Below are 13,812 nucleotides of genomic sequence, written 5' to 3'. Positions count from 1 at the left end.
GGTCAATGCGCATGCTGCTGGGGCTTGCGCACTTGCAGCGTGTCTTGGGTGGCTTGGGGCGCGGTGGGGTCGGTGCGCGCGGGCGGCAGGTCGGCGGTGGGCACGGCGTGGGCCTGGGTGCCCGCGGGCATGCGGTACCAGCCGGGGTCGCGGTAGTCGCCGCTGGCGAGGTCGTCGCGCACTTTGAGCACGCTGAACATGCCGCCCATTTCCACCGAGCCGTAAGGGCCGCGCCCGGTCATCATGGGCAGGGTGTTGTCGGGCAGGGGCATGTCCATCTCGGCCATTTCGGCCATACCCTGGCTGCCCATGGCCATGTAGTCGGGCAGCAGCTTTTGCAGCGCGGGGGTGAGGTCGTCCTGCTGCACGCCAATCATCGTCGGCACGCTGTGGCCCATGGCGTTCATGGTGTGGTGCGACTTGTGGCAGTGGAAGGCCCAGTCGCCGGGGTTGTCGGCGATGAACTCGATGGCGCGCATCTGCCCCACGGCAATGTCCACCGTCACTTCGGGCCAGCGCGCGCTCTTGGGTACCCAGCCGCCATCGGTGCCCGCCACCTCGAACACATGGCCGTGCAGGTGGATGGGGTGGTTGGTCATGGTGAGGTTGCCCATGCGGATGCGCACGCGCTCGCCGGTGCGCGCCACCAGCGGGGCGATGCCGGGGAAGGCGCGGCTGTTCCAGGTCCAGAGGTTGAAGTCGAGCATGGTGTTGACCTTGGGCACGCTCGATCCGGGGTCGATGTCGTAGGCGTTGATGAGAAAGGCGTAGTCGCGCGCCACCGCCATCTGCCGCGGGTTTTTGGGGTGAACGATGAACAGGCCCATCGCGCCCATCGCCATTTGCACCATCTCGTCGGCGTGCGGGTGGTACATGAAGGTGCCGCCCTTGCGCAGCTCGAATTCATAGACGAAGGTCTGGCCGGGCGCGATCTGCGGTTGCGTCAGCCCGCCCACGCCGTCCATGCCGTTGGGGAGGATGAGGCCGTGCCAGTGCACCGTGGTGTGCTCGGGCAGTTTGTTGGTGACGAACAGGCGCACGCGGTCGCCTTCCACCGCTTCGATGGTCGGGCCGGGACTCGATCCGTTGTAGCCCCAGAGCTTGGCCGTCATGCCGGGCGAAATTTCGCGCACCACGGGTTCGGCGACGAGATGGAATTCCTTCACGCCGTCTTTCATGCGGAAGGGCAGGCTCCAGCCGTTGAGGGTGACGACCGGGTTGTAGGGTCGGCCGGTCTGGGGGTGCAGCGGGGCGGCGGTCTCGGCGCTGCTGTATTGATGGGGTTCGGGAGCGGCGGCCAGTGCGTTGCGGCTGGCGGCGCCTGCGGCGACGAGGGCCGCGGCAGCGCCGAGAAAATGGCGTCGGGTATTCATGGAGAGCATCCTTTGATCTGGGGCTTCAGTGCCCCGGGGCGGCGGGGGTGGCGGCGTTGGCAGAAGCGGCGTCGGGCAGGGCGCTCGGGCCTGCGTCCACGCCGAGCTGGGCGGCCTGCCAGGCGGCGTCGGCCAGCCAGTAATTGCGCTGCGCGGAGATGGCCTCGCGCACCGCCTGCACCTGCGTCTGCGCAGCGGCGACGAGCTGGAAGACGCCGATGAGCATGCCGTTGTAGCGAAGCTGGCTCTCATCGAGCACGGTCTGCGCCAGGGGCACGATTTGTTCGCGGCCGAGGCTCTGCTGCTGCCAGGCGTTGCCACGCAGGGCGTCGGCCTCGCGCAGTTGCGAGGCGGCGCGGCGCGCGGTGGCGATGGCGCGGTTGCGCGCCGCGAGCACGCGGTCGGCGGCGGCGCTGCGGCGGGCGTCGCCCAGATCGAACAGCGGCAGCGGCAGGCTGAGGTCGAAGCCGTTTTGCGGCGGCGCGTCGCTATAGATCTTGCGCAGGCCGCCGAGTTCGACATGCTCGATCAGGCTGGTGTGACGCGCCAGCCCCGCAGCTTGTGCTGTGGCCGTGTAGTCGGCGCGGGCGAGCTGCACGTCGAGACGGTTATCGAGCGCAGTTTGCAGCGCCATCGGTGCGGCTGCGGGCGGCTGCTTCGACACCTCCGGCAGTTGCGTCGGCAGAACGAGGCGGGCGGCTTGCTCTGCCGACAACCCCAGCGCCTGCACCAGCGCTTCGCGGCTTTGCGTGGCGGCCAGTTCGGCGCGGCTCAGGCGAAGCTGGCTGTCGGCGGCGAACAGCCCTTGCTGCGCCGCGTCGAGCTTGGTGAAGTTGCCCGCTTGCCGCATGCGCCCGGCCAGAATGGCGGTGGCCTTGGCCGCTTCCAACACATCGCGGTCGTAGGCGGCAGTTTGCTGCGCCGCTACGGCGCGAACCCAACTCAGCCGCGCCTGCGCCGCCGTGCGCAGCACCGCGCGGGCGAGGCTGAGCCGAAGCTGCGTCTGCTGCGCGTCGTTCAGGCGCGAGCGCGTGGGCAAGGTGAGCAGATCGAGCAGGCCGAAGCTCAGGCTGCGGGTGATCTCCACCCCGCCGCCACCGATGAGCAGGCGCTCGAAACCGAAAACCGGGTTGGCCAGCCGGGCGCTTTGCGTGGAGTCGGCCGAGTCGGCCTGCGCCTGCGCGATCAGCGCCTGCAACGCCGGGCTGCCGAGCAGGGCGATGCGCACCGCGTCGTCGGCAGACAAGGGTTTGGACAGTAGCGCGTCGATCTGCGCCTGCGCATCTTGCTGCTGCGCGGGGTCGCGCAGCAAGTGCAGCGGCGTGCCGGTATGGGGCTGGGTAATGACGTTGACGGCCTGTAGCGACTGCCGGGTTTGCAAGGGCGCGCAGGCCGCCAGCAGCGCTGCTGCGGCCAGGGGGGCGAGCCGCAGCGTCCGCAGGCGTGCCTGCGGTCTGGGTTGTTTCCACATGAAAAGACACCTCATTCGAGCCGCGACAGCGCGCGGCGACACGATGCGCAGCACAAGTCTTGCGACCCGCGCTGCAACCGGGAATCAAACGGGGGTCAGGCTCTGGGTGGGCGCTGCAGGGCGCGCAGATCGGCGCTGTGCCACGCGGTGTTGGCGGTGGAGGGGCGCGAGTGCTGCGCGGCGTCGGCCAGCAGCAGGGTAAAGGCCGGGGGCTGAGCCACGGCCAGATGGCAGATCACGCAATGCTGATGATCGTGAGAGCCGCAATCGGCTCGGGCGGTGGCGTTGACGTGGCAGCCCGGCATCGCTTCCGACGGGTCTTGCGCTGTCGCCACAGAGTGCAGACCCGCCATTGAGGCCATCATTGAGGTCATGTCATGCGCCTGCGCCGTGGTCTGGGCCGGGGTTTGCACCCCGTCGCCCAGATTCATGCTGACCTGCGCCCAGCCGCGCAGAGGCAGCAAGACGAGCAGCAAGACCAGAATGGGGCGCAGCAAGCGAGACATGCAACAAAGTTTAACCTAAGAATTCGCGCGCACACTGCCGTCATCAAACCCCCACAGGGCATGCGGAAAATGGGTTTCCGCCCCGGCCCGGCAGGGAACTATTGGTTTTTAGCACTCTCTTACTGTGAGTGCTAATATCAGACACAAACAGGAGGATTCCATCCATGACCCACACTCAGTCAGCCGCAATTGTTCTGCGCCCGGCCCAGGTCGATGGCGCGTTTCCGCTCGCCTTGCCCAGTCTGGGCAACCTGGACGCCTACATCAGCGCCGTCAACCGCCTGCCCATGCTCAGCGCGGAGGAAGAGGCGCGGCTGGCGCGCACCTGGCGCGAGCAGGGAGACAAGGACGCGGCGGGCAAGCTGGTGCTGTCGCACCTGCGGCTGGTGGTGTCCACGGCGCGTCAATATCTGGGCTACGGCCTGCCGCATGCCGACCTCATTCAAGAGGGCAATATCGGCCTGATGAAGGCGGTCAAGCGTTTCGACCCGGCGCACGGCGTGCGGCTTGTGAGCTACGCCCTGCACTGGATCAAGGCCGAGATTCACGAATACATTCTGCGCAACTGGCGGCTGGTGAAGGTGGCCACGACCAAGGCGCAGCGCAAGCTGTTTTTCAATCTGCGCTCGATGAAAACGGCCAACGCCGGCATGAACGAGGCGCAGATCGACGACATGGCGCAGGCGCTCAACGTCAAGCGCGAAGATGTGATCGAGATGGAAAGCCGCATGGGCGGTGCCGACATCGCGCTCGACCCCACGGTGGAGGATGGCGAAGAGAGCTACGCGCCCATTTCCTATCTGGCCGACAACACGCAGGAGCCGATGGCCGTGCTCGAAGCGCGCAGCCACGATCGGTTGCAGGTCGAAGGGCTGGAGAGCGCGCTGGAATTGCTCGACGCCCGCAGCCGCGCCATTGTCGAGCAGCGCTGGCTGCAGGTGAATGATGACGGCAGCGGCGGCAAGACCCTGCACGAACTGGCCGCCGAATACGGCGTGTCGGCCGAGCGCATCCGACAGATCGAGGTGGCGGCCATGAAGAAAATGCGCAAGTCGCTGGCCGAGTTCGCCTGATTGAACTAGAAAGCGAAACGCAAAAAAGCCCGTCGAAAGACGGGCTTTTTTGTTGACCGAAGCGCTCGGAACGGTGCGACGCTTCAGCCCGCAGCAGATTTCAGCCGCCGTGCATGCACTGATCGACAAAGGCTTTTTCCTTCTCGCCCGTCAGGCCCTGGGCCTTGGCTTTTTCCATGCACATCTCTTTCGACGGGGCCGCATTGGCTGCCGATTCGGAGGCATACGCGCTGGACATGCCGACCGAGGCGACAAGCAATGCGGCGGCCAGGGTCTGGGCGATCTTGTTCGAAGAAAGGGGGGTGGATAGGTTCATATCTGACTCCTTGAATCAATGGCGCGGACTGAAGTGCCCGCTGCTGCTCTTTTGCAAGCCCTGTGCCATTTGAAAAAATTTTAATGAAATCATATAGATATCATTTATTTATCTGGAAACTTGGCAGATCTGGCGTTGGTGCCGCGCTTACGGGGGTTGGGAGTGTCTGTCGCGGGCGACAGCTGAGACGGTTTATCCGTTTGCGATTGATTTGACGGCGCTTTTTTGTCCCGGATTGCCGACAACGGAGAGCGGCCCGCTCAGTGCTGCGCCACTTGCAGGAGGGCGGGGCGGGTGTCGCCGCCAGGCGACGGTTGGACTTGTCGGGTGGGTGGCTCAGGCGCGCCAGCGGCGCACGGCACGCTGCAGCGCCGCCCATTGCGTTTTGCGTTGGGCGGTGTCGCGGGCAGGGGCGTAGCGCCAGAGTTCGAGTTGAAGCAAAAGCGCGCGGGCCGACTGCAAGGTCTGCTGTGACAGGGTGTTTTCGCCGGGGCTGACTCGCTTGAGTCGGGCAGACAGGGTGCGGGGCGGGGTAGAGGGTTCGCTGTCGATGCCGACCTGCTCCAGCTTGCTGCGCAGCAGGGTGTAGGTCTGCGTCCAGGGATCGTGCCGACGGCGCTCCAGCGCCAGAAACGCGCCGCCGATGGCGGTGGCCACCAGCAGGGTGGCGATGGCCAGCGCGGCCAGGGTGGCCATGTCGGGCTGGTGCAGGCCGAGCTTGTTCAGCAGGTCGAGCTGGCGCTGGCTGCCGTAGTGCAGCACCCACTGGTTCCACGTGTTGTTGAGCGCGTCCCACTGGTTGCGCAGTTGCAGCAGGAATGCGGCATCGCGCGGGCCGAGCGCGGCGACGCCCAGCAAGGGCTCGCGCGAGGCGAGGGTGGCGCCGCTGCGGTCGATGCGCGCCGGGTCAACGGCGGCGGTGGGGTCGGCGCGCACCCAGCCGCGTTCGGGCAGCCAGTATTCGGCCCAGGCGTGGGCGTCGCTCTGGCGCACCACCCAGGTGTCGTCCACCGGGTTGAAGCGGCCGCCCTGGTAGCCGGTGACGATGCGTGCGGGAATGCCGGCGGCCCGCATCACCACGACAAAAGCCTGCGCGTAGTGTTCGCAAAAACCGGCGCGGCGGTCGAACAGAAATTGGTCCACGCCGTCGCGCCGGTCGTAGGTGCCGGGGTTGAGGGTGTAGCGGAAGGGCTCGGCGCGAAACATCTGCAGCAGGGCTTGCGCGACGAAGGCGCCGCCCTGTCCGGCCGCCTTGGCTTGCGTGGCCAGTTGCCTGCCCAGCGCCACGCTGCGCGGATCGAAACCCGCAGGCAGGGCTTCGTCGGCGCGCAGGGCGGGGCTGAATTGCGTGGGGCCGTATCGGAACTGGGGTGACGATTCGACGGTGTAGCGCGAGAGATGATCGAGCGGCCGCCCGGTGACGAGTTGCAGGTCGGGCAACCACTGCACCCTATATCCCTCGATCTTGGGCGCCGCCACTGGCGCGTCGAGCGCGAAGACGAAGGTCTGCTGCGTGGGCTGCAGGGTGACGGTGTAGCGCACGGGCGGGCCGCTCAGGTGCAGATCGGCGGGCGGGGTGAGGGTGGCGCGGTCGCGCTGGCGCGGGTTGGGCAGCCACACGCCGTTGTCGTACAAGCTCAGTACCGGGCCGCGCCAGTAAAGCTCGCGGTCAGGCGGCCGCGGGCCGTGGAACACCACGCGAAAGGCGACTGAATCGTCTCGCGCCAACTCGGCGATCTGCCCGGGCGACATGCTGGCTGACAACCCGGTGATGGCCTGCCCGCCGCTTTGCGGCAAGGCCCACAGCGGCGCGCTCAGACGCGGAAACACCATGAACAGCACGACCATCGCGGGCGCGCCCAGCGCCATCATCTTGAGCGCGGTGAGCAGCGACTGCCGCAGCGGCGGCCGACCGGCGGGCAGATTGGCGTTGACCAGCGCGGCCAGCATGCCCCAGGTGGCCAGCACCATGACCAGGGCGGTACCCAGCGATTGCGAGAACAGAAAGTTGGCCGCGATGGTGAAAAAACCGAGGAAGAACAGCACATGGGCATCGCGGCGCGAGCGCATCTCCAGGGTCTTGAGGCCGAGCAGCACGCACAGCAGCGCGACTCCGGCATCGCGCCCGAGCACGGTGTGGAAGTCCCACAGGGTGATGACGACGGAGAACAGCAAAATGAGCACGAGCACGCTGCGACCGGGCAGCGGCGCACTGCGCCAGGCCAGCGCCGCACGCCAGGCCAGCAGGCCGAGCACCAGCGCGCTCGTCCACCAAGGCAGATGGACGAACAGCGGCAGCATCAGCAGCAGCGACACGCCGAGCAGGAACAGAGTGTCGCGCGCATCGCGCGGCAGGGCGTTGGTGCGGTGGGTCCAGCGGGCCAGCAGCGTCTGGCTGGGTTTGGACTGCATCACGACTTGGCTCGCGGGGTGGCGGATCGGGACTGCAGCAGGGGGCCGGGGTGCAGCGCCAGCAGGCGCAGGCAGGCGGCGCGGTGCGCGGCGCCGGTGGCTGGCGTGATTTGCTGGGCGCCGAGCTGCAGGCCGTAAGGCATGCCGGTGCGGTCGGCGGCCAGCACCCAGGCGCACAGCCGTGAAAGTCGGGTTTCGGTGTCGAGCTGGACGGGCAGCGCGGCGAAGTCGAGCCAGAGTTCGGCGCGGGCCTGCGGCTGGGCGGTGTCGCGGCTGATGAGTTCGTCGCTGCGGGCGAATTTTTTCCACAGCACATGCCGCAGCGAATCGCCGGTGCGGTAGGCGCGCACGCCATCGGCTTCGCCGCCGCCGCGCGCAAGCGCCGGGCCGTTGCCAGGCGTGGGACGGGCGGGCGGCAGGGGCGGGGCGGGATGCTCGGCGGCGGGCAGCACGAGCAGCTCGCCCTGCGGCTGCCAGCGGCTCCAGGCCGTCCAGACGCCCAGCGGGTAATAACTTTCGACGGTGAGCAGGGGCCAGGCCAGCAGGCCGCGGCGCGGCGGCGTCCAGCTCAGGGTGAGGGCGGTTTCACTGTTGCGGGCGCAGTCGGCGTAGGCCCAGGGGTAGGGCGGCCTGGGCGCCTTGCGGCGGGCCTTCTTCTGGGGCGCGGACGGCGTAGCTTGGGTGCCCGCCGGGCGCAGGGCCAGCCCCCAGCGGTCGCGTGCGCCGCCTTGCAGCAGCAGGCCGAGACGGGCGCTCTGGCCCTGGTGCAGCAGGCCTTCGGGCGGCCGCGCGGTGAGCTGCAATCCGCGAAGATTGTTGTGGGTGACATGCATGGCCATCATCGCGCTGCCCGCCAGCAGGAAGGTGAGCAAATAGCCGAGATTGAGCTGGTAGTTGATGCTCAGCACCAGCAAGACCAGCAGCAGCAGGGCGAAAAACCAGCCGGTGCGGGTGGGCAGGATGTAAACGTTGCGGTGGGTCAGCCGCGTGCTGCCGCCGGCCGGATGGCGCGCCAGCGCCCAGGTATCGAAGCGCTGCGCGAAGGCGTCGCGCAGGGTGTTCGACGCGGCGGGCTGGGGCAGGGCGGTATCGGCGGAGGGAGGCATGATCGCTGCTTGGCGCGCGGGCCTTACACCGGAACGTGTTCCAGCAGCGATTGCACCGCCTGCAGCGAGGCCGCGCGGTTGACCGTGGGGCTGTCGAGGGTGCGCAGGCGGTGTCCGGCAACAAACGGCAGGACTTGCTGCACGTCGTCGGGAATGAGGTAGTCGCGGCCCTGCAGCAGCGCCCAGGCCCGGGCGGCGCGCAGCAGGCCCAGACCGGCGCGCGGGCTCAGACCTTCGATGAACCAGCGCCCGTTGCGCGTCTGCGTGAGCAGCTCCTGCACATAGTCGAGCAGGGCGGGCGCAGCATGCACGGCCTGCGCTTGCCGCTGCAGATCGATCAAGTGCGCGGGGGTCAGCACCGGTTGGAGCTCGGCGATCAGTTCGCGCCGGTCGCGGCCTTCGAGCAGGGCGCGTTCGGCGGCGCGGCTGGGATAGCCCAGCGAGATGCACAGCAGAAAGCGGTCGAGCTGCGATTCGGGCAGGGCATAGGTGCCGAGCTGGTCGAACGGGTTTTGGGTGGCGATGACGAAAAACGGTTCGGGCAGGCGGCGCGTCTGTCCGTCCACACTCACCTGGCGCTCTTCCATCGCTTCGAGCAGGGCGCTTTGCACCTTCGGCCCGGCGCGGTTGATTTCGTCGGCCAGCAGCACCTGCGAAAACACCGGGCCGGGGTGAAACACGAACTCGCTGCGGTTGCGATCGAACACCGAAATGCCGAGCAGGTCGCCCGGCATGAGGTCGGAAGTGAACTGCGCGCGGGCGTACTGCAGGCCCAGCGTGGCGGCCAGGGCGTGGGCCAGCGTGGTCTTGCCCACACCGGGCAGGTCTTCGATGAGCAGATGGCCGCTGGCCAGCAGGCAGCACACGGCGAGTTCCACCTGCGGGCGCTTGCCTTTGATAATGATTTCGAGCTGGTCGAGCAGACTGGGCAGGGCTGGGGTTTTCACGAGCGGCGGAGTGGGAGGCGACAGCGCACTATGCTACGAGAGCAGCGCCCGGACGCTTGTTTTCGGGGACAAGCCGCAGGAGACAAAAAACATGACGACCGGCTTCTACACTCATGCCGACTGCACCCTGCACGAGATGGGGGCGGATCATCCAGAATGCCCGCAGCGCCTCGCTGCCATTGAAGACCGGCTGATCGCCGCGCAGATTGCGCCCTGGCTCGAACGCCACGACGACGCGCCGCCCGCCAGCCTGGAGGACGTCGAGCGCGCGCATTCGGCGCTGTATGTCGCCGATCTCAAAAAACGCGGTGATTTCGAGCAGGGACATGAGTGGATCGACGCGGACACCATGATGAATCCGCATACCTGGCAAGCCGCGCTGCGGGCTGCCGGTGCGGCCATCAGCGCGACCGATGCCGTCATCGACGGTCATCTGCACAACGCCTTTTGCTCCATCCGTCCGCCCGGCCATCATGCCACCCGCGATCAGGCCATGGGGTTCTGTTTTCTGGGCAATGTCGCCATCGCCGCGCGTCATGCGCTCGATGTGCGCGGGCTGGAGCGCGTGGCCATCGTCGATTTCGATGTGCACCACGGCAACGGCACCGAAGACATTTTCCGGGGCGATGAACGGGTGCTGATGGTGAGCTTCTTCCAGCACCCGTTCTACCCCTACAGCGGCGCGGAAGGCGAGCAGCCGAATATGGTCAACGTCCCCGTTCCGGCTTACACCAAGGGCGACGAGATACGCCACGTCGTTACCGAGCAGTGGCTACCCCGATTGCGGGCCTTCGCGCCGCAAATGCTGTTCATCAGCGCCGGCTTCGACGCCCACCGCGAAGACGATATGGGTCAGATGGGCCTGGTGGAGGCCGACTACGCCTGGATCACCCGCCAGTTGGTGGACTTTGCCGAGGCGCAGTGCGAAGGCCGCATCGTCTCCTGCCTGGAAGGCGGCTACAACCTTAGCGCCCTCGGCCGCAGCGTGGCCGAGCACGTGCGGGTGCTGGCGGGGCTGGATTGAAGCGCGGCCCGGGCCTTATTTGTTCAAATCACCGAGGCACAGGTATTTCATTTCGACATATTCGTCGATGCCGTGATGTGAACCTTCGCGGCCCAGCCCGGACTGTTTCACACCGCCGAAAGGCGCGACTTCGTTGGACATCAAGCCGGTGTTGATGCCCACCATGCCGTATTCGAGTTCCTCGGCCACGCGGAAGATGCGGCCGACGTCGCGGCTGAAGAAGTAGGCGGCCAGGCCGAACTCGGTCGCATTGGCCGCTGCGATGGCTTCGGCTTCGGTTTTGAAGCGGAACACCGGCGCCACCGGACCGAAGGTTTCCTCTCTGGCGCAGAGCATGTCGCTGGTCACATCGGCCAGCACGGTGGCCTGGAAGAACCGACATGCGTTGGGGCCGGTCTCCACCCGTTTGCCGCCCACGACCATGCGCGCGCCCTTGGAGGTGGCGTCGCTGATGTGCTTCTCGACCTTGGCCAGCGCCTGATCGTCAATCAGCGGGCCCAGATTCACGCCTTCATCGAAGCCGCTGCCGATCTTCAGGCTGCCTACGGCCTGCGCCAGGCGCTCGACGAATCGGTCGTAAATGCCGTCCTGCACATACAGCCGGTTGGCGCAGACGCAGGTTTGGCCGGCGTTGCGGTACTTGCTCGCCATGGCGCCCTCGATGGCCGAATCGAGATCGGCATCGTCGAACACGATGAAGGGCGCGTTGCCGCCGAGTTCGAGCGACAGTTTTTTGATGCTGGGCGCCGACTGCGCCATGAGGATGCGGCCGACCTCGGTGGAGCCGGTGAACGACAGATGACGCACCACTGGCGAGGCGCATAGCAGCTTTCCGATGGCGATCGACCCTTCGCCGTCGGCCGTGAGCACGTTGAGCACGCCGCGCGGAATGCCGGCGCGATGCGCCAGTTCGGCCGCGGCCAGCGCGGTGAGCGGCGTCTGTTCGGCGGGCTTGATGACCACGGGGCAACCAGCGGCCAGCGCCGGCGCGACCTTGCGGGTGATCATGGCCAGCGGGAAATTCCAGGGCGTGATCGCGGCGCAGACGCCGACGGGCTGCTTGAGGACGAGCAGGCGCTTGGTGGCGTCGGGGCTGGGAATGGTTTCTCCGTAAACCCGCTTGGCTTCTTCGGCGAACCATTCCACGAAGCTGGCGCCGTAGAGCACTTCGCCCTTGGCCTCGGCCAGCGGCTTGCCTTGTTCGGCGGTCATCAGGCGTGCCAGGTCGTCGGCGTTGGCCACCAGCAGATCGAACCACTTGCGCAGAATGGCGGCGCGCTGCCTGGCGGGCAGGGCGCGCCAGGCGGGCCAGGCTGCGTCGGCGGCGTCGATGGCGAGCTGCGCGTGCATGGGCTCCAGCGCGGGAACCTGCGCCAACTCGGCATTGGTGGCCGGGTCGGTGACCGCGAAGCGGCGGGCGGAATCGATCCACTGGCCGTCGATGTAGGCCTGGGTCTTGAACAGCGAGGGGTCTTTGAGCAGGGACAGCGGATTGGCGGGCCGGTTCATGGGCAGCTCCGGTTGGGGTGAACGGGATTAGGTTGTAAGCCCTAAAATCTAACCTTTTGCATGATCGTGCGCCAGAGCCAGTTCCGCGCCCGTGCCACAGCCACTTACCCGCCCCATGAACGTCTCCGACATCCGCGAAAAATTTCTGGCCTATTACGAATCGCAGGGCGCCACCCGCGTGGCGTCGTCCTCGCTCGTGCCGGGCAACGATCCCACGCTGCTGTTCACCAACTCGGGCATGGTGCAGTTCAAGGACGTGTTCCTCGGCCAGGACCAGCGGCCCTACACCCGCGCCACCACCGCGCAGCGCTGCGTGCGCGCCGGCGGCAAGCACAACGACCTCGAGAACGTGGGCTACACCGCGCGGCACCACACCTTCTTCGAGATGCTGGGCAACTTCAGCTTTGGCGACTACTTCAAGCGCGAAGCCATCCGCTACGCCTGGGAACTGCTCACCACGGTGTACAAGCTCCCGGCCGAGAAGCTGTGGGTGACGGTGTACGCCGAAGACGACGAGGCGCACGACATCTGGGCCAAGGAAGTCGGCGTGCCGGTGGAACGCATCATCCGCATTGGCGACAACAAGGGCGCCCGCTACGCCTCCGACAACTTCTGGCAGATGGCCGACACCGGCCCCTGCGGACCTTGCAGCGAAATCTTCTACGACCACGGCGCCGAGGTCTGGGGCGGCCCGCCCGGCTCGCCCGAGGAAGACGGCGACCGCTACATCGAGATCTGGAACCTGGTGTTCATGCAGTTCGAGCGCTACGCCGCTGGCGAAGAGCGCTTCGACACCGAAGCGCAGGCCACCGCACGCAAACAGGCCGTCGAGGCCGAGGGCGGCATCGGCCTGGTGAGCAAGGATGGCGAAGGCTACAAGCTCGCCATCTTCCGCCAGAAGCCGCTGCCCAAGCCCTGCGTGGATACCGGCATGGGTCTGGAGCGCATAGCCGCGGTGCTGCAGCATGTGCACAGCAATTACGAGATCGACCTGTTCCAGGCGCTCATCAAGGCCGCTGCGCGCGAGACCGCTGCCGCCGATCTGGGCCACGCCTCGCTCAAGGTCATCGCCGACCACATTCGCGCCTGCGCTTTTCTCATCGTCGACGGCGTGATTCCGGGCAACGAAGGGCGCGGCTATGTGCTGCGTCGTATCGTGCGCCGCGCCATTCGTCACGGCTACAAGCTGGGGGTGCGCCAGCCGTTCTTCTACAAAATGGTGCCTGATCTCGTGGCGCAGATGGGGGCAGCCTATCCCGAGCTGGCCGAGGTGAAAGGCCGCGTGGCCGAGGTGCTGCAGGCGGAAGAAGCGCGCTTTTTCGAGACCATCGAACATGGCATGGGCGTGCTCGACACCGAACTGGCTGCGCTGCGCGCCGCGGGTGGCAATCTGCTGGCCGGTGAACTGGCCTTCAAACTGCACGACACATTCGGCTTCCCGCTCGACCTCACGCAGGATGTGTGCCGCGAGCACGGCATGAAAGTCGATGAAGCCGCTTTCGACGTCGCCATGGCCCGTCAGCGCGAGCAGGCGCGCGCCGCAGGCAAGTTCAAGATGCAGGCCGCGCTCGACTATGTCGGCGACAAGACCCGCTTCGACGGTTACGAGCATCTGCTGGTGAAGGAGGCGCGCGTGGTCGCGCTCTACAAGGACGGCACTTCGGTCGCGCAATTTCAGTCTGGAGACAGCGGTGTGGTCGTGCTCGACCGCACGCCGTTCTACGCCGAATCTGGCGGCCAGGTGGGTGACAGCGGCGTGCTGTTCGAGGGCGACTCCTGCGATCTGCGCTTTGTCGTGCACGATACGCAAAAGCTGCAGGCGGACGTGTTCGGCCACCACGGCACGCTCGAAACGGGCAGCCTCAAGGTGGGCGAAATCGTGGCCGCGCAGGTGGACGTCGAGCGCCGTGCCGCCACCATGCGCAACCACAGCGTGACCCACCTGATGCACAAGGCGCTGCGCCTGGTGCTGGGCGACCATGTGCAGCAGAAGGGCTCGCTGGTCGATGCCGACAAGACCCGCTTCGACTTCGCCCACGACGCGCCGATGAGCGACGACGAGATCGCCCGGGTCG

Annotated in this window: 11 protein-coding genes; 3 read left to right on the top strand and 8 right to left on the bottom strand. The window is 66.9% G+C overall.

All coding sequences use genetic code 11. From position 1 onward, the window contains the following. Positions 1-2 precede the first annotated feature (2 nt). From AC2VLV_RS00205 to AC2VLV_RS00195, 3 genes are all read right to left on the bottom strand, one after another. Positions 3-1,373 (bottom strand): multicopper oxidase family protein, encoded by a 1,371-nt coding sequence (locus AC2VLV_RS00205; protein WP_486988077.1) that lies wholly within the window; start codon positions 1,371-1,373, stop codon positions 3-5. A 25-nt stretch (positions 1,374-1,398) separates the two neighbouring features. After that, complete coding sequence (locus tag AC2VLV_RS00200) at positions 1,399-2,844, bottom strand: TolC family protein (RefSeq protein ID WP_486988076.1); 1,446 nt, start codon at positions 2,842-2,844, stop codon at positions 1,399-1,401. A 95-nt stretch (positions 2,845-2,939) separates the two neighbouring features. After that, complete coding sequence (locus AC2VLV_RS00195; protein WP_486988075.1) at positions 2,940-3,350, bottom strand: hypothetical protein; 411 nt, start codon at positions 3,348-3,350, stop codon at positions 2,940-2,942. A 164-nt stretch (positions 3,351-3,514) separates the two neighbouring features. Here AC2VLV_RS00195 and rpoH point away from each other — a divergent pair, with 164 nt between their 5' ends. After that, positions 3,515-4,423 carry an RNA polymerase sigma factor RpoH gene (gene rpoH, locus AC2VLV_RS00190; protein ID WP_486988074.1) on the top strand — a complete coding sequence of 303 codons (909 nt, stop codon included), beginning with the start codon at positions 3,515-3,517 and terminating at the stop codon, positions 4,421-4,423. A gap of 100 nt (positions 4,424-4,523) precedes the next feature. Here rpoH and AC2VLV_RS00185 read toward each other — a convergent pair whose 3' ends face one another. The 4 genes from AC2VLV_RS00185 to AC2VLV_RS00170 all read right to left on the bottom strand — a co-directional run bounded on the left by AC2VLV_RS00185 (position 4,524) and on the right by AC2VLV_RS00170 (position 9,204). Then, complete coding sequence (locus AC2VLV_RS00185; protein WP_486988073.1) at positions 4,524-4,739, bottom strand: hypothetical protein; 216 nt, start codon at positions 4,737-4,739, stop codon at positions 4,524-4,526. Positions 4,740-5,075: 336 nt separating this feature from the next. Further along, the gene (locus tag AC2VLV_RS00180; RefSeq protein WP_486988072.1) at positions 5,076-7,151 is read right to left on the bottom strand and encodes a transglutaminase TgpA family protein; all 2,076 of its coding nucleotides are present in this window, start codon (positions 7,149-7,151) and stop codon (positions 5,076-5,078) included. After that, the gene (locus AC2VLV_RS00175; protein ID WP_486988071.1) at positions 7,151-8,257 is read right to left on the bottom strand and encodes a DUF58 domain-containing protein; all 1,107 of its coding nucleotides are present in this window, start codon (positions 8,255-8,257) and stop codon (positions 7,151-7,153) included. The genes AC2VLV_RS00180 and AC2VLV_RS00175 overlap by 1 nt, the downstream gene beginning before the upstream one ends. A gap of 23 nt (positions 8,258-8,280) precedes the next feature. After that, entirely contained in the window at positions 8,281-9,204 is a 924-nt protein-coding gene (locus AC2VLV_RS00170; RefSeq protein ID WP_486988070.1) for an AAA family ATPase, read from the bottom strand. Positions 9,205-9,295: 91 nt separating this feature from the next. On the opposite strand from AC2VLV_RS00170, the gene AC2VLV_RS00165 reads away from it, so the two are divergent. Then, positions 9,296-10,228: a histone deacetylase family protein gene (locus AC2VLV_RS00165; RefSeq protein ID WP_486988069.1), complete on the top strand. Its 933-nt coding sequence runs from the start codon at positions 9,296-9,298 to the stop codon at positions 10,226-10,228. Positions 10,229-10,243: 15 nt separating this feature from the next. On the opposite strand, the gene AC2VLV_RS00160 is transcribed toward AC2VLV_RS00165, so the two are convergent. Further along, positions 10,244-11,737, bottom strand: coding sequence for an NAD-dependent succinate-semialdehyde dehydrogenase (locus AC2VLV_RS00160; RefSeq protein WP_486988068.1), 1,494 nt, complete (start codon positions 11,735-11,737; stop codon positions 10,244-10,246). Positions 11,738-11,852: 115 nt separating this feature from the next. Here AC2VLV_RS00160 and alaS point away from each other — a divergent pair. After that, positions 11,853-13,812, top strand: a 1,960-nt coding sequence (gene alaS, locus AC2VLV_RS00155; protein WP_486988067.1) for an alanine--tRNA ligase, incomplete at its 3' end; no start/stop codon positions are given.

The organism is Thiomonas sp. TH-17 (genome assembly GCF_057473305.1).
This window is presented reverse-complemented; position numbering and strand designations above follow the sequence as displayed.